This is a genomic window from Sphingomonas sp. BL-S-05, from assembly GCF_055521695.1.
Map to the genome: position 1 here is coordinate 1,066,245 of NZ_CM145499.1, position 19,289 is coordinate 1,085,533.

At 64.8% G+C, this 19,289-nt stretch carries 17 protein-coding genes and 1 pseudogene; 8 read left to right on the plus strand and 10 right to left on the minus strand.

All coding sequences use genetic code 11. The features are described from left to right. The first annotated feature begins 1 nt into the window (after position 1). The 7 genes from nuoL to ACZ1JS_RS04795 all read left to right on the plus strand — a co-directional run bounded on the left by nuoL (position 2) and on the right by ACZ1JS_RS04795 (position 8,691). The gene (gene nuoL / locus ACZ1JS_RS04765) at positions 2 to 2,098 is read left to right on the plus strand and encodes an NADH-quinone oxidoreductase subunit L (RefSeq protein ID WP_465167938.1); all 2,097 of its coding nucleotides are present in this window, start codon (positions 2 to 4) and stop codon (positions 2,096 to 2,098) included. A 37-nt stretch (positions 2,099 to 2,135) separates the two neighbouring features. Further along, entirely contained in the window at positions 2,136 to 3,704 is a 1,569-nt protein-coding gene (locus tag ACZ1JS_RS04770; protein ID WP_465167939.1) for an NADH-quinone oxidoreductase subunit M, read from the plus strand. Continuing rightward, positions 3,704 to 5,149, plus strand: a complete 1,446-nt coding sequence (gene nuoN, locus ACZ1JS_RS04775) for an NADH-quinone oxidoreductase subunit NuoN (protein ID WP_465167940.1) — start codon at positions 3,704 to 3,706, stop codon at positions 5,147 to 5,149. The genes ACZ1JS_RS04770 and nuoN overlap by 1 nt, the downstream gene beginning before the upstream one ends. Next, the gene (locus tag ACZ1JS_RS04780) at positions 5,116 to 5,844 is read left to right on the plus strand and encodes a biotin--[acetyl-CoA-carboxylase] ligase (RefSeq protein ID WP_465167941.1); all 729 of its coding nucleotides are present in this window, start codon (positions 5,116 to 5,118) and stop codon (positions 5,842 to 5,844) included. Before nuoN ends, ACZ1JS_RS04780 begins: the two co-directional genes overlap by 34 nt. Positions 5,845 to 5,942: 98 nt before the next feature. Further along, positions 5,943 to 6,734: a type III pantothenate kinase gene (locus tag ACZ1JS_RS04785; protein ID WP_465167942.1), complete on the plus strand. Its 792-nt coding sequence runs from the start codon at positions 5,943 to 5,945 to the stop codon at positions 6,732 to 6,734. Positions 6,735 to 6,779: 45 nt separating this feature from the next. After that, a complete protein-coding gene (locus ACZ1JS_RS04790; protein WP_465167943.1) occupies positions 6,780 to 8,420 on the plus strand; it encodes a ribonuclease J in 1,641 nt (546 codons plus the stop codon). Positions 8,421 to 8,430: 10 nt separating this feature from the next. Continuing rightward, a complete protein-coding gene (locus ACZ1JS_RS04795) occupies positions 8,431 to 8,691 on the plus strand; it encodes a DUF1467 family protein (protein WP_465167944.1) in 261 nt (86 codons plus the stop codon). A gap of 7 nt (positions 8,692 to 8,698) precedes the next feature. Here ACZ1JS_RS04795 and ACZ1JS_RS04800 read toward each other — a convergent pair whose 3' ends face one another. From ACZ1JS_RS04800 to ACZ1JS_RS04815, 4 genes and pseudogenes are all read right to left on the minus strand, one after another. Beyond that, the gene (locus ACZ1JS_RS04800; RefSeq protein ID WP_465167945.1) at positions 8,699 to 8,863 is read right to left on the minus strand and encodes a hypothetical protein; all 165 of its coding nucleotides are present in this window, start codon (positions 8,861 to 8,863) and stop codon (positions 8,699 to 8,701) included. 30 nt (positions 8,864 to 8,893) lie between these two features. Further along, positions 8,894 to 8,983, minus strand: a pseudogene (locus tag ACZ1JS_RS04805) (AAA family ATPase); the annotation flags it as partial. 48 nt (positions 8,984 to 9,031) lie between these two features. Further along, positions 9,032 to 9,385 carry an AAA family ATPase gene (locus ACZ1JS_RS04810; RefSeq protein WP_465167946.1) on the minus strand — a complete coding sequence of 118 codons (354 nt, stop codon included), beginning with the start codon at positions 9,383 to 9,385 and terminating at the stop codon, positions 9,032 to 9,034. Between the two features lie 97 nt (positions 9,386 to 9,482). After that, a complete protein-coding gene (locus tag ACZ1JS_RS04815; protein ID WP_465167947.1) occupies positions 9,483 to 11,756 on the minus strand; it encodes a coiled-coil domain-containing protein in 2,274 nt (757 codons plus the stop codon). Between the two features lie 96 nt (positions 11,757 to 11,852). On the opposite strand from ACZ1JS_RS04815, the gene ACZ1JS_RS04820 reads away from it, so the two are divergent. Further along, entirely contained in the window at positions 11,853 to 12,143 is a 291-nt protein-coding gene (locus ACZ1JS_RS04820; protein WP_465167948.1) for an Hpt domain-containing protein, read from the plus strand. Between the two features lie 3 nt (positions 12,144 to 12,146). On the opposite strand, the gene ACZ1JS_RS04825 is transcribed toward ACZ1JS_RS04820, so the two are convergent. The 6 genes from ACZ1JS_RS04825 to rpoD form a co-directional block, all read right to left on the minus strand. Further along, positions 12,147 to 13,325, minus strand: coding sequence for a vWA domain-containing protein (locus tag ACZ1JS_RS04825; protein ID WP_465167949.1), 1,179 nt, complete (start codon positions 13,323 to 13,325; stop codon positions 12,147 to 12,149). A gap of 10 nt (positions 13,326 to 13,335) precedes the next feature. Next, entirely contained in the window at positions 13,336 to 14,703 is a 1,368-nt protein-coding gene (locus tag ACZ1JS_RS04830) for a hypothetical protein (protein ID WP_465167950.1), read from the minus strand. 14 nt (positions 14,704 to 14,717) lie between these two features. Beyond that, entirely contained in the window at positions 14,718 to 15,260 is a 543-nt protein-coding gene (locus ACZ1JS_RS04835; RefSeq protein ID WP_242115661.1) for a CHAP domain-containing protein, read from the minus strand. 85 nt (positions 15,261 to 15,345) lie between these two features. Beyond that, positions 15,346 to 16,191, minus strand: coding sequence for an AAA family ATPase (locus ACZ1JS_RS04840; protein WP_465168632.1), 846 nt, complete (start codon positions 16,189 to 16,191; stop codon positions 15,346 to 15,348). 50 nt (positions 16,192 to 16,241) lie between these two features. Next, positions 16,242 to 16,901: a DUF6975 family protein gene (locus ACZ1JS_RS04845; RefSeq protein ID WP_465167951.1), complete on the minus strand. Its 660-nt coding sequence runs from the start codon at positions 16,899 to 16,901 to the stop codon at positions 16,242 to 16,244. A 187-nt stretch (positions 16,902 to 17,088) separates the two neighbouring features. Next, positions 17,089 to 19,128: an RNA polymerase sigma factor RpoD gene (rpoD, locus tag ACZ1JS_RS04850; RefSeq protein ID WP_465167952.1), complete on the minus strand. Its 2,040-nt coding sequence runs from the start codon at positions 19,126 to 19,128 to the stop codon at positions 17,089 to 17,091. Positions 19,129 to 19,289: the final 161 nt, after the last annotated feature.

A 19,289-nucleotide genomic window follows, 5' to 3' on the forward strand; every position in this document is an offset into this window, starting at 1 on the left:
CATGAGCGCCATCCATATCGTCGTGTTCCTGCCGCTGCTGGCGTCGATCGTCGCGGGGCTGTCGAACCGCGCGTTCGGCATCGCGATGCCGAAGATCGTGACGACGGCGGGACTGTTCGTCGCCGCCGCGCTGTCATGGTCGATCTTCATTCCGTTCCTGACCGGCACGGCGCAGGCTGGCGTCGCGCCAGTGTCGACCTGGATCCTGTCGGGCGGCATGAACATCGCGTGGGAATTGCGCGTCGATGCGTTGACGGCCGTTATGCTGGTCGTCATCACTAGCGTATCGGCGTTGGTCCACCTCTATAGCTGGGGCTATATGAGCGAGGATCCGGATCAGCCGCGCTTCTTCAGCTATCTGTCGCTGTTCACCTTCGCGATGCTGATGCTGGTAACCGCGAACAACCTGGTCCAGATGTTCTTTGGCTGGGAAGGCGTCGGTCTGGCATCGTACCTGCTGATCGGTTTCTGGTTCAAGAAGCCTTCGGCCAATGCCGCCGCGATCAAGGCGTTCGTCGTCAACCGCGTCGGCGACCTCGGCTTCATGCTCGGCATCTTCGGCACCTATCTGGTGTTCGGCACGATCTCGATCCCGGCAATCCTCGAAGCCGCGCCGTCGATGGCCGGTTCGACGGTCGGCTTCCTGTGGTTCCGCGCCGATACGATGACGGTGCTCTGTCTGCTGCTGTTCGTCGGTGCGATGGGCAAGTCGGCGCAGTTGGGTCTCCACACCTGGCTGCCGGACGCGATGGAAGGCCCGACGCCGGTGTCGGCGCTGATCCACGCGGCGACGATGGTCACGGCGGGCGTGTTCATGGTGTGCCGCCTGTCGCCGATGTTCGAAACCTCGCCGACCGCGCTGGCGGTGGTGACGGCGGTCGGTGCCGCGACCTGCCTGTTCGCGGCGACGATCGGACTGGTGCAGACCGACATCAAGCGCGTCATCGCCTATTCGACCTGTTCACAGCTCGGATATATGTTCTTCGCGGCGGGCGTCGGTGCCTATGGCGCGGCGATGTTCCATCTGTTCACCCACGCCTTCTTCAAGGCGCTGCTGTTCCTTGGTGCCGGCTCGGTCATTCATGCGATGCACCATGAGCAGGACATGCGCTTTTATGGTGGCCTGCGTCGCCATATTCCGCTGACCTTCTGGGCGATGATGGCCGGCACGCTGGCGATCACCGGCGTCGGCATCTACGAAGTGGGCGGTTTTGCCGGATATCACTCCAAGGACGCGATCCTCGAAGCGGCATGGGCGGCGGGTCCGCGCGGCTATGGTGCCTTCTATGTCGGTACCTTCGCGGCGCTGCTGACCAGCTTCTATTCGTGGCGGTTGATGTTCCTGACCTTCTTCGGCACGCCGCGTTGGGCCGGGTCGGAGCACATCCAGCACGCGGTCCATGACGCGCACGGCCATCATGGTCATGACGACCATGCGCACGATGCGCATCATGATGCCCATCCGGCGGTGGAAGATGCTGGGCACGCCCCGTCGACGCACGATCCGCATGCAAGCGACGTGGTCGAAGGAACGGCGGGCTATCATCCGCATGAAAGCCCGATCGTCATGCTGATCCCGCTGATCGTACTCACGATCGGTGCGGTGGCCGCGGGTTATGTCTTCAACCACTGGTTCATCGGCGCTGATGGCGGCGAGACGTTCTGGAAGGGCAGCCTGTTCTTCAACGAACATCTGATGCACGAAATGCATGGCGTGCCGTTGCTGGTGAAACTGGCAGCGACCATCGTGATGCTCATCGGGCTGGCCAGCGCGTTCTACGTTTATATCCTGCGGCCGGGCACGGCAGCGGGCATCGCGGACACGTTCCGCGTCCTGCACCGCTTCCTGCTCAAAAAGTGGTATTTCGACGAGCTGTATCATCTGCTCTTCGTCCGCCCGGCCTTCGCGCTCGGCCGCTTCTTTTGGAAGCGCGGCGACGAGCAGACGATCAACCGCTTCGGCCCCGACGGGTCGGCGGCGCTGGTCGGCTTCTCCAGCCGCCTCGCGGTCAAGATGCAGACCGGCTATCTCTACACCTATGCCTTCGTCATGCTGATCGGCCTGACGGCGGCGGTTACCTGGGCGATCGCGTCGTGATGCGCGGTTTCAAGCACTTGGTTCGGGGGAATAACTCGTGAACGGCTTCCCGATCCTGTCGGTGATGCTGCTGGTACCGGCGGTCGCAGCGGTGCTGTGCCTGTTCGTATCGGCGAATGCCGCGCGCTGGACGGCACTGGCGGCAACGCTGGTCAACTTGGCGCTCGGCGTGCTGCTATGGGCGAACTTCGACATCGGCGGCGCCCAATGGCAGTTCGTCGAGGCGCCGGCGCTCGGCGACTTCGGCGTGTTCCGTTACGCTTTGGGTATCGACGGCTTCGCGCTGATGCTCATCATGCTCAGCGTGTTCCTGATGCCAATCTGCATCGGTGCGTCGTGGAAGTCGGTGACCAACCGCGTGCCCGAGTATATGGCGCTGTTCCTGACCGTCGAGATACTGATGATCGGTACCTTCGCGGCGCAGGACCTGTTGCTGTTCTACGTCTTCTTCGAAGCCGGCCTGATCCCGATGTACCTGATCATCGGCATCTGGGGCGGGGCGAACCGCATCTACGCGTCGTACAAATTCTTCCTGTACACGCTGCTCGGCTCGCTGCTGATGCTGATTGCGATGATCTACATGATCCGCACTGCCGGTACCTCGGACATTCCGACGCTGATGGCGTATGATTTCCCGGTGCAGGTGCAGACGTGGCTGTGGCTCGCCTTCTTTGCCTCGTTCGCGGTCAAGATGCCGATGTGGCCGGTCCATACGTGGCTGCCCGACGCGCACGTGCAGGCACCGACCGCCGGCTCGGTCATTCTGGCCGGCGTGTTGCTGAAGCTCGGCGGATATGGCTTCCTGCGCTTCTCGATCCCGATGTTTCCCGAAGCTTCGGGCGAGCTGACGTGGCTGATCCTGACGCTGTCCGCAGTCGCGGTGGTCTACACCTCGCTGGTCGCGCTGGTGCAGTCGGACATGAAGAAGCTGATCGCCTATTCGTCGGTCGCGCACATGGCGATCGTAACCGTCGGCCTGTTCGCCTTCAACCAGCAGGGTATCGAAGGCGCGATGATCGTAATGCTCAGCCACGGGCTGGTATCGGGCGCGCTGTTCCTGTGCGTCGGCATCATCTACGACCGGCTGCATACCCGCGAGATCGCACGCTATGGCGGTCTGGCGATCAACATGCCGCGCTATGCCGTGTTCTTCCTGCTGTTCACCATGGCCTCAATCGGTCTGCCGGGCACGTCGGGCTTCGTCGGCGAGTTCCTGAGCCTTGCCGGCACGTACCGCGTGTCGACCTGGGCGGCGCTGATCTGCACCACCGGCATCATCCTCGGCGCGGCCTATTCGCTCTACCTCTATCGTCGGATTGCGCTGGGCGATCTGGTGCATGACGATGTGAAGGCGATGCCGGACGTATCGATGCGCGAGCTGGCAATGCTGGCGCCGATCGCCGCGGTCGTGCTGTGGATGGGCGTCTATCCCGAAAGCTTCCTCGCGCCGATGCGTAAGGATGTCGGGCTGCTGCTCGCGCGGATCGAGCGAGCAGCACCGGTTTCGGACTCACAGCCGACCGCGGGCAATCCGGCGGCGGCAGCGGCGCATGCCGCGAAACATGGAACGGGCGGCGGTGAAGCGGCGCACGGGGAATCGCACTGATGAGCTACGCCGAACAACTTTCGATGACTCTGCCCGAGCTGGTGCTCGCGGTCGGGGCGATCGTCCTGATGCTGGTATCGGCATGGGGCAAGCAAGGCGCGACGCGTGGTGTCAGCATCGCCGCAGTGTTCGTGCTGGCCGGGGCCGGTGTGGCGCTGATCGGTAACGGTTCGTCGGGGGGCACTGCCTTTGGCGGCATGTATCGCGCCGATGCCTTTGCCGCTTTTGCCAAGGTGCTGATCTATCTTGCGTCGGCCGTTGCGATCATCATTGCGCCGCGCTTCTTCGAACGCACCAGCGGTGACGATCTGAAGCCCGAATATCCGGTGCTGATTCTGTTGTCGGCGTGCGGCATGGGCATGATGGTGTCGGCGTCCGACCTGCTGCTGCTCTATGTCGGTCTCGAACTGCAGAGCCTTGCCGCCTATGTGCTCGCCAGCTTCATGCGCCGCGATACGCGGTCGGCCGAGGCGGGTCTGAAATATTTCGTGCTGGGCGCGTTGGCGTCGGGCATCCTGCTATACGGCATCAGCCTGGTGTACGGCTTTGCCGGCACGACGTTGTTCGCCGACATTGCCACCGCCTATGCCGGACCGCGCAACATGGGCCTGTTGTTCGGGCTGGTGTTCGTGTTCGCCGGGATCGCGTTCAAACTGGCGGCGGTGCCGTTCCACATGTGGACGCCCGACGTGTATGAAGGTGCGCCGACGCCGGTCACCGCCTTCTTCGCCTCCGCGCCCAAGGTCGCGGCGATGGCAATGGCGCTGCGTGTCGCGGTCGAGGCGATGGGGCCGGCCGTCGACCAGTGGCGGCAGATCGTGATCTTCGCGGCGCTGGCGTCGATCGTGCTCGGTGCGGTCGGTGCGATCGGACAGGCGAACATCAAGCGACTGCTGGCCTATTCGTCGATCAACAATGTCGGCTTCGCGCTGATCGGTCTCGCTGCCGGTTCGGCGCAGGGCGTGGCGGGCGTGCTGTTCTACCTGGCCGTCTACATCGTCATGACGCTCGGTTCGTTCCTGATCGTGCTGCAGATGCGGGGCAGCGACGGGCAGCCGGTCGAGACGCTGGCAAGCCTGTCGGGTCTGTCGCGGACGCGGCCGGCGCTGGCGCTGGCGCTGGCGATCTTCATGTTCTCGCTGGCCGGTATTCCGCCGCTGTTCGGCTTCTGGGCCAAGTACGCGGTGTTCGATGCCGCGGTGCAGGCCGGGCTGTTCCCGCTGGCGGTGATCGGTATCGCTGCGTCGACGATCGGGGCATATTATTATCTGCGCGTCGTCAAGACGATGTACTTCGATGAGCCGGCACCCGAGTTTCTGCGCGAGCCGGCGCTGGTTGAGGGCGGGCTGACGTTCGCTGCGGCGGTGGTAATCTCGCCGGTCAGCCTGTTCCTGATCCCTGCACTGTCGGCATGGTCGCTGACCGCGGCACGAGCGCTGTTCTGACGATCCGTGTCGTCGGCGAGACTGGGTCGACCAACGCCGACCTACTCGCCGCCGCCGCGACCGGAGCCGACGAAGGGCTATGGTTGCGGGCGGAACGGCAATCGGCCGGGCGCGGGCGATTGGGGCGGGGCTGGTCGGATGGCGCCGGCAATCTGTTCGCCAGTACGATCGTCCGGTTGCGGCCACACGACCCGGCCGCGCATACGCTGACGCTGGTTGCGGCGGTCGCCTTGGCGGACGCGGTTGCCGTATCCGCGCCGGAATTGGCGAAAATCAAGTGGCCGAACGACTTAATGGTCGGGAGTGCCAAGCTGTCGGGCATCTTGCTCGAACGATCGGACGATGCGGTCGTTATCGGATTCGGGGTCAATCTGGCGTCGCATCCGGCGCTTCCGGATCGGGATACGACGTCGATGATGGCGCTGGGGATCGCGGTGACACCGGCAGCGTTGCTGGCCGAGCTTGTCGAGCGGTTTGCGGCGTGGTTGGCGGTTTGGCGGCAGGACGAGGGATCGGTCATCCGGGCCGCGTGGGAGGAACGGGCGCATCCGCGCGGGACACCGCTGCGCGTGCGACTGCCCGATGGGAGCGAGCGATCGGGTCGCTTCGGCGGGCTCGATGCCGATGGCGCGTTGCGGCTGATCGACGATGACGGACGGACGGTCGCTGTCCATGCGGGCGATGTTTCAGCATGAAGCGAACCACCGGCGATCGCCGGGACCGCTTGTCCCGGGCCGCCGTACACTCTAGCGGGAAGGGAAAGCGCGCCGGTCGGGCGTGACGGGGAAGTTCGATGCTGCTTGCGATCGATGCCGGCAATACCAACATCGTCTTCGCACTGGTCGATGGCGAGACGATCGTCGCGCGCTGGCGCATCGCGACCGATCCGCGCCGCACTGCCGATGAGTATGCGGTGTGGCTCAGCCAGTTGCTGGCGCTCGGTGGTCGGGATCGCTCGGTGGTCGAGGCGGTCATCATCGGCACGGTGGTGCCGCGTGCGCTGCATAATCTGGAAGTACTGGCGAGCAAGTATTTCGGTGTCGAAGCCTTGGTCGCGGGACGGGGGCAGGCGGCCTTCGGCATCGCGCTCGACGTCGAGGAACCGCATGCGGTCGGGGCCGATCGCGCGCTGAACGCGATCGCAGCCCATGCCGCGCATTCGGGCGACCTGATCGTCGTTGATTTCGGGACCGCTGCCACCTTCGATGTCGTCGATTATACCGGGGCATACAAGGGCGGGATCATCGCGCCAGGCATCAACCTGTCGCTGGACGCGCTGGTGACGGCGGCGGCAAAGCTTCCCCGGATCGCCATCGAGGCACCGGCGTCGAAGACCGTCATCGGTCGCAATACCGCCGACCAAATGCATATCGGCATCTATTGGGGCTATATTGCGATGATCGAGGGGCTGGTCGCGCGGATGAAGGCGGAGATCGGCCGTCCGGTCCGCGTGATCGCTACCGGCGGTCTGGCGATCCTCTTCGAGAAACATACGCAGGTCTTCGATTCGATCGAACAGGACCTGACGATCACGGGACTGGCGATGTTGTGGCGCCGCACCCATATTTCCACAGCAACCGAATGAACGAAACTGAACCCGCGAATGGGCGCGGGCATTGAAAGAGATTGAGTGACACCAAAGAAAGAACTTTTGTTCGTCGCGCTTGGCGGGTCGGGCGAGATCGGCATGAACGTCAACCTGTACGGGACTGCCGGCAAGTGGCTGATGGTCGATTGCGGCGTGACCTTTGCCGACCCGGCTTATCCGGGCATCGACGTGATGCTGCCCGACCTGCAATTCATCGAGGAACGCGGCGATCAGCTGCTCGGCATCGTCATCACCCATGGGCATGAGGACCATATCGGGGCGCTGCCCTATCTGGCCGCCGATCTGGGCGTGCCGATCTATGCCACGCCGTTCACCGCCGGGCTGATCCGCGGCAAGCTGGACGAAGAGGGCATTGCCGACCGGGTCAAGCTGAAGATCGTGCAACTGGGCGGCGACGTGAATGTCGGTCCGTTCGGCGTCCGTTTCGTGCCGATGGCGCATTCGATTCCCGAATCGACGTCGCTGGTCATCTCCACCCCGCATGGGAAGGTATTCCACTCGGGGGACTGGAAGCTGGACGACCAGCCGATGGTTGCGACCCCGGCCAGCCCGGCGGAACTGACCGCGATCGGTGATGAAGGCATCCTCGCGCTGGTGTGCGATTCGACCAACGTCTTCAATACCGAAGCGTCGGGATCGGAAGCCGATGTCCGCAAGGGGCTGTTCGAACAGATCGCTTCGGCCGAAGGGCGGCGGGTGATGGTCACCAGCTTCGCGTCGAACGCTGCGCGCCTGCACACGCTGGGCGAGGTCGCTCGCGACACCAACCGGAAGGTGTGCGTGGCGGGTCGTTCGCTCGACCGCATCCTGAAGGTTGCGAAGGCGACCGGCTATCTGAAGGACTTCCCGCAGACGGTTGATTTCGACACCGCTATGCGCCTGCCGCGCGATCAGGTGCTGATCATCGCGACCGGCGGGCAGGGCGAACAGCGCGCCGCCCTGGCGCGGATCGCCAATCGCGAGCATCAGTTAAGCCTGCAATCGGGCGACCGGGTCATCTTCTCGTCGAAGCAGATCCCCGGCAACGAAGTCGCGATCGGCCGCATTCAGAACCAGCTCGCCGCCGCCGGTATCGAGATGGTGACGGATCGTCAGGCGCATGTGCACGTGTCCGGTCACCCGGGGCGCCCGGAACTGGCCAAGCTCTATGGCTGGCTGCGGCCGAAGATCCTTATGCCGGTGCATGGCGAGATGCGGCACCTGATGGAACATGCCCGGTTCGGCCTGTCGCAGGGTATCGAGCAGACGCTGGTTCAGACCAATGGCGACATCGTGCGTCTGGCGCCGGGCAATCCGGCCAAGGTTGGCCATGCGGTCGTCGGGCGGCTTGCGTTGGACGGTGACGTGATCCTGCCGGCGGACGGCACGACGATGAACGAACGGCGCAAGCTGGCCGCGTTCGGGCATATGTCGGTGGCGGTCGCGATCGACCGGCGCGGGCAGTTGATCGGTGAGCCGCAAATCCGGGTGCAGGGCGTGCCGGTCGAGGAAGACCGCGAACCCTTCCTTGAGGAAGCGGTCGATGCGGCGGCGGAGACGGTGGCGGCCAAGGGACGCGAGCGTTCCAAGCTGCCCGAGGCGATCCGTCTGGCGGTGCGCCGCGTCGCGACGCGCTGGACCGGCAAGAAGCCAGTCGTCGACGTCCTGATCATCCCGGCCTGACGCGCGGCATATGGCCTGGCAATCGGCGCTCGCCATTTACCTGCTGTTCTGGGTACTGGCGATGTTCCTGGTATTGCCGTTCGGGGTTCGCACGACGCATGAAGCGGGCGAACCCCCGGTGCCCGGACAGGCTGACAGCGCACCGTCCGGCTTCCGGTTCGGGCGGATGGCGTGGCGGACGACGTTGGTGTCCGCGGTGCTGTTCGGCGCCTTCTACTTCAACTATGTCTATGGTTGGGTGACGGCGGACATGCTGAACTTCTACAATTGAGCCATGCTCAATCGATCATGGTTTCGACCAGATCGTGCGGGTAGCGGGTAAATTCGCGGTACAGCCGGAAATGGCTGGTTTCCTCCAGCGTCGTCGGACGAAGGCCGAAGCGTTCGACCTGCCACAAATCGGCATCGGGCAGCGCCATCAGGATCGGCGAATGCGTTGCCATGATGACCTGACAACGGGCCGCACGCTGCAGGTTGCGGAGCAGCTTCAGGAAATCGAACTGCCTGGTCGGCGACAGTGCCGATTCCGGTTCGTCGAGGAGGAACAGGCCTTGTTCCGACAGGCGTTCTTCGAAGAAATGGAGGAAGCCTTCGCCGTGTGACGCGCGGAGCTAGCCGGCGCGGGGCAATCCGACTTCGTCGAGATAGCGGGCAACGGAGAAGAAGGTTTCGGCTCGGAAAAACCATCCCTGCCGGACCTGCGGCAGCCATGCCGCACGGAGCAGGTCGCCAAGCCGGCCGGCATCCTCACCCGCCGCGGGAGATCGACCGATCGCTGCCATGCCCTGGGCGCCGCCGCCTTCGCCGAAGCCGGCCATGGTCGCGATCGCTTCAAGCAGCGTCGACTTTCCCGAACCATTTTCGCCGACGAGAATGGTAATCGGCGTTTCGAAGGTAAGATCGAAGCCGCCGCCGAACACGATCGGGAGTGAGAAGGGATAGGCATTCTGGTCCTGCCGGGCCAACGCCTCGTCCGGTAACCAGACGCGTTTCAGAAAGGGAGGGCGAAGCAAGGTCGTTCGCGCCCGGCGTGCCATCCAGTCCCCCCCCGTCAACGACCGTCTAATTGCGCAGCCGTTCGATCGCCTGTGCCAATACGACGTACAGCTTGCCCATATCCGACGACAGCAGCGTCACCCCCATGGGCGATCCGTCGCGCAGGCCGAGGATCTGGCGCAGCATCGCTTCGAAATCGTGGATGTAGCGGTTCACCTGATCGCGGAAGTCAGGATCGGTGTCGTACAGTGCCGCGATCTCGCGCGCCTGCGTGCCGTCGACCAACCGCACCGCGCGGCGGGTGAAGACGCCGCGATCGCCTTTGAGATATGCAGCCCATGCCGTGTCCGACACGTCGGTCGACAGCGAGCGGGCAATGTCGATCGCGGCCGAGTTCATTGCCTCGATCAGCAACGATACGCGGCGCGAGAATTGGTCGCTGTCGGCAGCTTCGCGTTCGGCTTGCGCAGCGGCGATGCGTTCGTCGAGTTGCTTGCTGGTATCGGCGATATCGAGCATCTGCCGGGAGAGGCGTTCCGACGCCTCGATGGCCGATGCGACGGCGTGGTTGGCGATGGCCGACAGTTCGGCGACCTGTCCCTTCACCGCGCTGTCGACGGCGTTGGCAAGCGCGCGGGCGCCCTTCGCTTCCAGATCTCGGGCCGCATCGGGCAGGACCTTGGCCAGCGTCTCGCGTGCCTGTTCGCTGGCGGCTTCGGCGGTGTCGCGGATACGGAGCATCGCTTCGGTCAGGCGCGGGGCGGCGTCTTCGGAAAAATGGATCGTCGTGGCGATCGTCTCGTCGACGATGGTACGGACATTCTCGATCCGGTCGGCACCGCGATCGAGCGTGTCGAGCAGCGATTGCTGGACAGTCGACAGCGTATCGCGCTGCATCGCCACCACCCCGGCAATCGCCTCAATCGCCTCGTGCGTGCTCTCGGCGGCGGTGACCAGCGCGAGCAATTCGGGCTTCGATTGCGCGACGACCGCGCGACTGGCGGCGATGCGGCTGTCGAGGCGGTCGAGCGCGCCGGGCAGCGTCTCGTCCATCTCGCGCGCGGCGGCATCGAGCGCGGTCAGTACTTCCTCGGCGCTGGCGATCACCCGGCGGGCGGTGACGTCGCCATTGGCGAGCGCTTCGGAGAGGGCATCGGCGACCTGGGTCAGCGCGTCGACCGACCCGGCCACTGCCTGCGTCCGTTCGACCCCGGTGATCCGCAACCGTTCGAACCGGTCGTCGACGCCAGCTAGCCCATCGTTGAGCAGCGCCAGCAACGCCTCGCCATCGCGGCGACGGTCGTTGAGCTGTCCGGCAAGCATCTGGATCGCCGCGTCGATTGCCGCCACGCGGCCGGCGAGCTGTTCGGCGCCCTCGCGGCCGGCGCGTTCGATCGCCGATCCGTTCGCCTCGATCATGGCGATGGTCGCATCGCCCTGCGCGGTGATCGCCTTGCGCGATTCGTCGATCGCGGCGGCGGCGCGTTCGAGCACGGCGTCGATCGCTTCGGACATGATGGCGATAACGGCTTCGAGGCGGGCGCCAGCGCTTTCGCTGGTCGCCTCCATCCGGTTCATATGCGCCGCCAGCCGCTGTGCCGCGCTACCGGCCAGTTCGTCGGCCTCGCGCGAGCGTTGCGCGACGACGATCAGTTGCGCATCGAGTGCAGCTACCCGTTCGCTCGCGGAAAGGCCGGTCTTTTCGACCATCGCCGCCATTTCCGCCGCTTCGGCACGCGCGCGGGGCAGCGACGACAGCACGGTCGAAAGCCGCTGCTGCGTGGCATCGGCGACCCGGTCGAGCCGGCCGGCGGTCGTTCCGATCGCCTCCACCTGTTCGCTTATGCCGGCGCTGACGCCGCGCAGACGATCAGTCGCATTGTCGCCCAGAGTCAGCAGCGACTGGGTCTGTTCGGCCACCTCCTTGCGCGATTCCGCCAGCGTTTGTCGGACGCGGGAAATAACGGCGTCAAGCGCCTGCGCTTCAGCGCGCATGGCCTGTGCGGTGGCCGCGAAGCGGCGTGCCTCGGCGCGACTGTTCCATCGGACCAGCAACCAGCCCACGCCCAGCAGCATCGGCGGCACGCACAGCGCGGCAATGAACGATACCAGTCCGATTGGACCCAGCGCCGGCAGCGATGGCGCGCTCCAAGCCAGCATCCCCCCGGTCCAGCCCGTTACGGCGATGGCGGCAAGAGTCGGGGCGATCCAGTTGCGCCTGATCGGTTCGGGTTCTGCGACTGCCTCCGCCAACCAGTGCTGCGCTTCCTCCTGTGCGACGTGGCCGTCGTCGGAATGCTGGTGCGGCTGTTGCAGCCCGCTGATCGAACCCCCATTCATGCGCCATCGTCTATCATGGACCTTCCCGCAGCGACAGAGCGGTCGGACGATCATTCGGCAACGCTTTCTTAACCTTTGACCGCGTATCGTGCGGCCATGGTCTATGATCCCGGAGCAATCGATGCGGCGCTGGCGGCGGCGTTGGGCGACGAACCCCAACTGATCGCCGAGCTTCGCCGTGCCTTTGTCGACAGCGCCCAGAAGGCGCTCAGCATGCTGGAGGCAGCAGATGCCGAAGGCTGGCAGGCTGCCGCTTTCCGGCTGAAAGGGCTGGCCGCCAGCTTCGGCGCGGTCGATCTGATGGCCCTGTCCACCGCTGCCGCGGCGGCTCCGGCGGGCGATCCGGTCATGCTCGCCAAGCTGCGCGAGGCGATCGGGGACCTCTGACCGCTATCGCCGCCGCGACAATTCGCGCATGGCTGCGTCCAGCCCGTTTAGGGTCAGCGGATACATCCGGTCGGCGAACAGGTCGCGGACCAGCTGCGTTGAATGCGACCATTGCCAATGGTCCTCCGGCGCGGGATTGATCCATGCCGCCGACCGCCAATGTGCGGTCAGGCGCTGCAGCCAGACCGCACCCGCCTCCGCATTCATATGTTCGACCGATCCGCCGGGGTGTAGTATCTCATAGGGGCTCATCGCGGCATCGCCGACCACCACCAGCCGATATTCGGTACCATAGGTCCGCAACAGTTCGGCAGTGGCGATTTGTTCGGCCCAGCGGCGGCGATTGTCGCGCCATACCCCTTCGTAGATGCAGTTGTGGAAGTAGAAGAAGTCGAGATGGCGAAACTCTGCCGTGGCGGCGGAGAAGAGCTCCTCGACCTGTGTGACGAACGGGTCCATCGACCCTCCGACATCCAGAAACAGCAGCAGCTTCACGGCATTGCGCCGCTCGGGTCGCATCGCGACGTCGAGAAAGCCGCGTCTTGCCGTTCCGGCGATCGTCGCGTCGAGATCGAGTTCGTCGGCAGCGCCTTCGCGAGCGAAGCGACGCAGACGGCGTAACGCGACCTTCAGGTTGCGCGTGCCGAGTTCGCGTTGATGGTCGAGATTGCGAAATTCCCGCTGTTCCCAGATCTTGACCGCACGGCGATGCCGGCTTTCGCCACCGATACGGACGCCCTCCGGGTTGTAGCCGCCATGGCCGAACGGGCTGGTACCGCCGGTGCCGATCCATTTCGATCCGCCTTCATGTCGTTCCTGCTGCTCGGCGAGCCGCTGGCGCAGCAGGTCCATCAGTGCGTCCCAGTCGCCGGTCGGCGCGATTTTCGCCATGTCTCCCGGTGACAGATATCGCTCGGCGACACGCCGGAGCCATTCGTCGGGCAGCAGGACGGGATCGACGCCGCCTGTATCGTGGATACCGGCGAAGACCTGTCCGAACACGCGGTCGAACCGGTCGACCAGCCCCTCATCCTTGACGAAGGTCGCACGGGCGAGGTGGTAGAAGCTGTCGAGATTCGGGTCGATCACGCCGCGCCCAAGCGCATCAAGCAGCACCAGATGCTCGCGGATACTGACGGAGATGCCGGCGCTGCGCAGCGCGTCGACGAACGAATGGAACATGGACGGGGGTTTAGCGCGGCAGAGCGTATAAGCGCCAGTGGCTGCCCGACAGGCCGGTCGGGTCGCCGCGTGCGATCTCCGCATAAATTCGGCCGCAGCGGACCAGGGGGTCGGGAAAGGGGTTGTCGCCGTCGCGTTCGATGAAGCGGAACGGTGCGCAGGGACTGTCGGCGATCGTCAGCGGGTAACGCTGCGACCGGGCGGCGGCTCTCAATATCGCCGTCGAGCGCGACAGCGCGACCGACACGGCGGCACCATCGGGCGCGACCGCGACCAGCGCTCGGATCGCACGCGAAGGGTCCCCGCGAAGATTTTCGACGAGTGCCACATCCCGGTCGATCGCCTTCCAGCAAAAGGCGGCGCCGGCGAGGAGGATGGGGAGACGCCAGAGCCGACGCCCGGTCCAGAGCGTGGGCAGGGTCGTCGACGCCATCAGCAGCAACGGCGGGACAGCGATGATATAATAGCGGGCGGCGCCGCTGTTGGGCAGAGCGAGAAGCGCCACCGCCAAGGGCAACCCGACCGCGCTCAACAGGACGAGGCCGACGAAGCGATCGCGGACGATACAGGCGGACAGGATGAGGGCCGCGGCGACGACCCAGAACCCGACGCTCCATGTCCATAATTGTTCGAGTGCGAACAGCCACTTCGCCGCGTCATGCGGTTCGCGTGCGCCGAACTGAAACCCGGCCCGACTGGTCGCCGCCGCGGTCCAGGCGATGGCGATCAGCAACAGGACGACAGTCGCGGCCGGCAGGAACAGGCGCAACGTCGCCTGCATCGCGCGCTGCAAACCGGCCAAGCGCCAGCGTTCGAGCGCAACCCAAATCCCGAGCGCGGTCAGGCCGAACACCATGGTCGCCTGCGACAGACATCCGAACGCTGCGGCCAAGGCGATGGCGGTCGCTGGTGGCGAGGTGGCAGGATTGGCAAGCCAGCGGTCGGCCACGTCGATTGCAACGACCCAGGCGAGCAGCATCGGCGCGTAGCCGCGCGCTTCCGACCCCAGGGTCACCAGAAAGGGCGACAGGGCGAAGGCGATGGCGGCAAGGATCGCCGCCGCCGGCCCCCGCCGCATCGCGATCGCGGCGGCGATCGGGATGGTCGCGGTGCCGGTGACGATCGACAGCGCACGCTGGAGCAGCGGCGGGGCGGTACTGCCGACCAATTGCAACCAAAGGCTGTTGAGATGGTGGTTGTTGTCGTGGTTGATCCGAACGAACACCCCGGCGGGCGTCCCGACATCCTGCGCGACCACCGCCGACCAGGCTTCATCGAGCCACAAGCCGCCGCGTGCGGCGAGGATGCGCAGGACCAGCCCGGCAAGGGTAAGGAGCGCGATAGTCGTCCAGATGCCGCGCCGTTGCCGCGTCGTCATCGGCGGCGGGATCATCAACGCGCGTAGGCGTCGATCAGCGACCCGACATAATCCGGTGCCTTGCCGCTGAGTTCGGCAGCGGGGCGGGGGCCGTAGATAAAGCCATGCGTCGGATATTCCGACCCGCCCAGCCCCTGTGTATCGCGATACCAGACCTTCACTTTCGTCCAGTCGCCCTTGGCCGATACGTCAAAGACGGTCACGTCCTGCTCGACCCCGCCGCGCACGCCGTTGATCCGTGACCAGTTGGCATGGGTGACCATGGCGACGCGCGGTTCGACGACGCGGCTGATGACGAGGACATGGCCGAGCGGGAGGCGATCGGTCCGGGCGAAGGCGAGGACGGCGCCGACCTTCGGCTTATGCCCGCGCGGATAGCGGCCCTCTGCCTGATCCCACCACGTCCAAGCGTCGCCATAGATTTCGACGCCCGACGCCGCCCGGGCAAAGGGCACGCACTGGCCGACATAGTCGAGCAACGAGCGCGCGCCGACCGGTACGCTGACGATAGCGGCGAAGGCAAGGAGCAGTATGCCCCGGACAAGCGAACCGAACATGATGACGATCCTGCCGAACGATGGTCGCCAAGTGATTGCCGAACATGGTTAACAAATCGTCGACAGCAGGCAACCCCCGTTGCGATCAGCCGCCCTTGCGCCGGTGGAGAAAAGCCAGCCGCTCGAACAGCATCACATCCTGCTCGTTCTTGAGCAGCGCACCGTGCAGCGGCGGAATCGCCTTGGCCGGGTCGTGCGACGCCAGCACCTCCAGCGGCATGTCGTCGTGGAGCAGCAGCTTCAGCCAGTCGAGCAGCTCACTGGTCGATGGTTTCTTCTTCAGCCCCGGTGTTTCGCGCACCGCGAAGAACAGGTCGAGCGCCCGATTGACCAGTAGCGTCTGAATGCCCGGAAAATGCACGTCGATGATCGCCTGCATCGTCGTGCGGTCGGGGAAACGGATATAGTGGAAGAAGCAGCGGCGCAGGAACGCGTCGGGCAGTTCCTTTTCGTTGTTCGACGTGATGACGACGATCGGCCGTTCGCGCGCGGTCACGCGCTCGCCGGTTTCGTAGACGTCGAACGCCATGCGATCGAGTTCGTGCAGCAGGTCGTTCGGGAATTCGATATCGGCCTTGTCGACCTCGTCGATCAGCAGCACCGGCAGCGTCGGGCTGACGAACGCCTCCCATAATTTGCCGCGACGGATATAGTTGGCGATGTCGTGGACGCGCGGATCACCGAGCTGTCCGTCGCGGAGCCGTGCCACCGCGTCATATTCGTACAGGCCCTGTTGCGCACGGGTCGTCGACTTGACGTTCCATTCGATCAGCGGGGCGCCGATCGCCCGCGCGATCTCCTGCGCCAGTACGGTCTTGCCGGTGCCGGGTTCACCCTTCACCAGCAACGGCCTGCGCAGTGTCACCGCCGCGTCGACCGCCACCTTCAGGTCGCCGGTCGCCACATAATTGCCGGTTCCTTCGAACCGCATCGCCTGTTTCTCGCCCATGGCCGAGCGATACGGGCAGATGGCGCTCGACGCTAGCCGCGGCTTTCGGCGCGCGCGGCGACCAGATCCCATAGGCCGCAATGCTGGGCGACCAATTGCTGGATGCCGAAGGTCATCGCCCGCTCCACCGCCGCGTTGACGGCGACCGCCTCGATCAACCGGCGGGTGTCGGCGGGCGAGGGCAGGGTGCAGGGGATGATGTCGATGCCCATTCGGTCGGCCGCGGCATCGAGCGTGCGGCGGATCACCGGCCAGTCGAGCGTGACCGCAATCGCGGCGCCCAGTGCGCAACCCGGGCGGATCGAGCGTGACAGCAGATCGATCGCGTGACGCTGGGTGGCAAGGGCGGCTTCCGCCGCGGCCTGTCCGGGGGTTCCCGGCGGGGGCCCGGCAGCGGCGGCGACCCGGATCAGATAGGCGCGTTCCTCGACAAAGGCAGCGCCGGCATGCGCCAACCAGTCGTCCGCGGCAGCATTGCTGGTGGCGCTGGTCGCCAGATCGACGACGCCCGGATGGCGTCCGTGCAGCGTGCAGAGCTGATGCAACGCATCGGCGACGTCGCGGATCGCGACGCCGCCGCGCGACAACCGTTCGGGCGTGGCGTGGGTGCCGCTTCCGTCGGCATGAACGATCTGCACCAGCCGGTCGGCGACGCCCCAATCATTCGTGTCGTTCGCTATCGCAACTATCACCAACGGCTCCCAATCTCGTCCGGGCGGGTGATCCCCCGTTCGATGAATGATATGCCTGCAAGAGATAACCCAAGCGCGTAAGAACAAGGTTTCCAGCGCTTTAACCGCGCTTAACGCAGCGAAATGCGCGTCGGTCCGTCCCCGAAACGAAACGCCCCGGCGCTGTGGAAGGGCCGGGGCGGGTCGGTTACTGGTCGAGGAAGGATCGCATCTTCCTACTGCGGCTCGGATGCTTCAGCTTGCGCAGCGCCTTCGCCTCGATCTGGCGGATGCGTTCGCGGGTCACGCTGAACTGCTGGCCGACTTCCTCCAGCGTATGGTCGGTGTTCATGCCGATGCCGAAGCGCATGCGCAGCACGCGTTCCTCGCGCGGGGTTAGGCTGGCAAGGACGCGGGTGACCGTTTCCTTCAAATTCGCCTGGATCGCGGCGTCGACCGGGATGATCGCATTCTTGTCCTCAATGAAGTCGCCGAGGTGCGAATCCTCCTCGTCGCCGATCGGCGTCTCGAGGCTGATCGGTTCCTTGGCGATCTTCATCACCTTGCGAACCTTTTCGAGCGGCATCGACAGCCGTTCGGCCATTTCCTCCGGTGTCGGTTCGCGGCCCTGTTCGTGCAGGAACTGGCGGCTGGTGCGGACCAGCTTGTTGATCGTCTCGATCATATGGACCGGGATACGGATCGTCCGCGCCTGATCGGCGATCGAGCGGGTGATCGCCTGCCGGATCCACCACGTCGCATAGGTGCTGAACTTGTAGCCGCGGCGATATTCGAACTTATCGACGGCCTTCATCAACCCGATATTCCCCTCCTGAATAAGGTCGAGGAATTGCAGCCCGCGATTGGTGTATTTCTTCGCGATCGAGATGACGAGGCGCAGGTTCGCCTCGACCATTTCCTTCTTGGCGATGCGCGCCTCGCGCTCGCCCTTCTGCACCATGTTGACGATGCGGCGGAATTCGCTCAGCGCCATTCCGGTCTGCTGCGCGATCTCGGCGATTTCGGTGCGGATGCGGTCGACGGCGGCGCCTTCGTTGTCGGCGAACGCCTTCCACTTCTTGTCGATCGTCGCGACCGAAGTCAGCCACTGCTCGTCGAGCTCATGGTCGACATAGCTGTCGAGGAACGCCTTGCGCGGCACCTTGTGCCGCTCGGCCAGCCGCAGCATCTGTCCACCCAGCGCGGTCAGGCGCCGGTTATAGGCATAGAGCTGGTCGACCAGATACTCGATCTTCGCCTGGTGGAACTGGACGCTTTCCACCTCGGCGGTCAGTTCCTCGCGCAGCTTTTGATATTTGCGTTCCTCGCCGCCCGACAGGCCATCGCCGGTCGCCATCGCGTCGAGCCGCTGCGATTGCATCTTCGAGAATTTCTTGAAGATGGCGGTGATGTTGGCGAACTTCTCCAGAGCCTGCGGCTTGAGCTGTTCCTCCATCTGCGCGAGGCTGAGAGTGTTGTCCTCGTCATCGTCGTCGCTCGGACGCGGCGCACGGCGTTCGCCGTCCTCGTCCTCGTCGGCCGACGCTTCCTCGGGCTCTTCCTCTTCCTTGAAGCTGGGGCCGGCATTCTTCGACGAAATCTCGCCATTGTCGTCGGCGTCCTCGTCGTCGGACAGCGATTCGGGCGCGGGATCCTTCGACAGCATCGCATCGAGATCGAGGATCTCGCGCAGCTGCATCGTGCCTTCGTTCAGCGCGGTCGACCAGCCAATGATCGCGTTGAAGGTGATCGGCGATTCGCACAGGCCGAAGATCATCGTGTCGCGACCGGCCTCGATCCGCTTGGCGATGGCGATCTCGCCCTCGCGGCTGAGCAGTTCGACCGCGCCCATTTCGCGCAGGTACATGCGGACCGGATCGTCGGTCCGGTCGACGGTTTCCTTCTTCTTGACCGGTTCGAAGGCGGCGGACGCATCGTCCTGATCGGTCGACGCTTCGTCGTCGCCTTCCTCGTCCTGCTTGGCGCGTTCCTCGCTCTCGCCGTCCTCGCCCGCGTCTTCATTCTCGACGACGTTGACGCCCATGTCGTTCAGCGCCGACATGATGTCCTCGATCTGCTCCGAGGTCATCTGATCCTGCGGCAGCATTTCGTTCAACTGGTCGACGGTGATGTAGCCGCGCTTCTTGGCACGCGCGACCAGCTTCTTGATCGATCCTTCGTTCAGGTCGATCAGCGGCGCGTCGCCGGTATCGATCGTGTCGTCGCCGCCACCATTCGCCTTGGCCATCAATAACCCTCAGAAATATATGCAGCGCGTTCGCCTCGCGCTATTTTACCGGTCGTCTTCGTCCGACACCGCCGGATTTGCAAGCCAAGAGCGTGCATTCGGGCGATCCGGTCGCGGATTTCCGGCAATTCTACGACGGCGATATGGGAAAGACGGGCGGG

Excerpts from the sequence above, each read along its gene's own strand:
- ACZ1JS_RS04800 (WP_465167945.1), bottom strand. The coding sequence starts at position 8,863 with ATGGCAACGCATTCGCCGATCCTGATGGCGCTGCCCGATGCCGATTTG.
- ACZ1JS_RS04820 (WP_465167948.1), top strand. The coding sequence starts at position 11,853 with ATGGTCTATGATCCCGGAGCAATCGATGCGGCGCTGGCGGCGGCGTTG.
- ACZ1JS_RS04830 (WP_465167950.1), bottom strand. The coding sequence starts at position 14,703 with ATGACGACGCGGCAACGGCGCGGCATCTGGACGACTATCGCGCTCCTT.
- rpoD (WP_465167952.1), bottom strand. The coding sequence starts at position 19,128 with ATGGCCAAGGCGAATGGTGGCGGCGACGACACGATCGATACCGGCGAC.
- ACZ1JS_RS04815 (WP_465167947.1), bottom strand. The coding sequence starts at position 11,756 with ATGAATGGGGGTTCGATCAGCGGGCTGCAACAGCCGCACCAGCATTCC.
- ACZ1JS_RS04825 (WP_465167949.1), bottom strand. The coding sequence starts at position 13,325 with ATGTTCCATTCGTTCGTCGACGCGCTGCGCAGCGCCGGCATCTCCGTC.
- ACZ1JS_RS04785 (WP_465167942.1), top strand. The coding sequence starts at position 5,943 with ATGCTGCTTGCGATCGATGCCGGCAATACCAACATCGTCTTCGCACTG.
- ACZ1JS_RS04840 (WP_465168632.1), bottom strand. The coding sequence starts at position 16,191 with ATGCGGTTCGAAGGAACCGGCAATTATGTGGCGACCGGCGACCTGAAG.
- nuoN (WP_465167940.1), top strand. The coding sequence starts at position 3,704 with ATGAGCTACGCCGAACAACTTTCGATGACTCTGCCCGAGCTGGTGCTC.
- nuoL (WP_465167938.1), top strand. The coding sequence starts at position 2 with ATGAGCGCCATCCATATCGTCGTGTTCCTGCCGCTGCTGGCGTCGATC.
- ACZ1JS_RS04795 (WP_465167944.1), top strand. The coding sequence starts at position 8,431 with ATGGCCTGGCAATCGGCGCTCGCCATTTACCTGCTGTTCTGGGTACTG.
- ACZ1JS_RS04780 (WP_465167941.1), top strand. The coding sequence starts at position 5,116 with ATGGTCGCTGACCGCGGCACGAGCGCTGTTCTGACGATCCGTGTCGTC.
- ACZ1JS_RS04835 (WP_242115661.1), bottom strand. The coding sequence starts at position 15,260 with ATGTTCGGTTCGCTTGTCCGGGGCATACTGCTCCTTGCCTTCGCCGCT.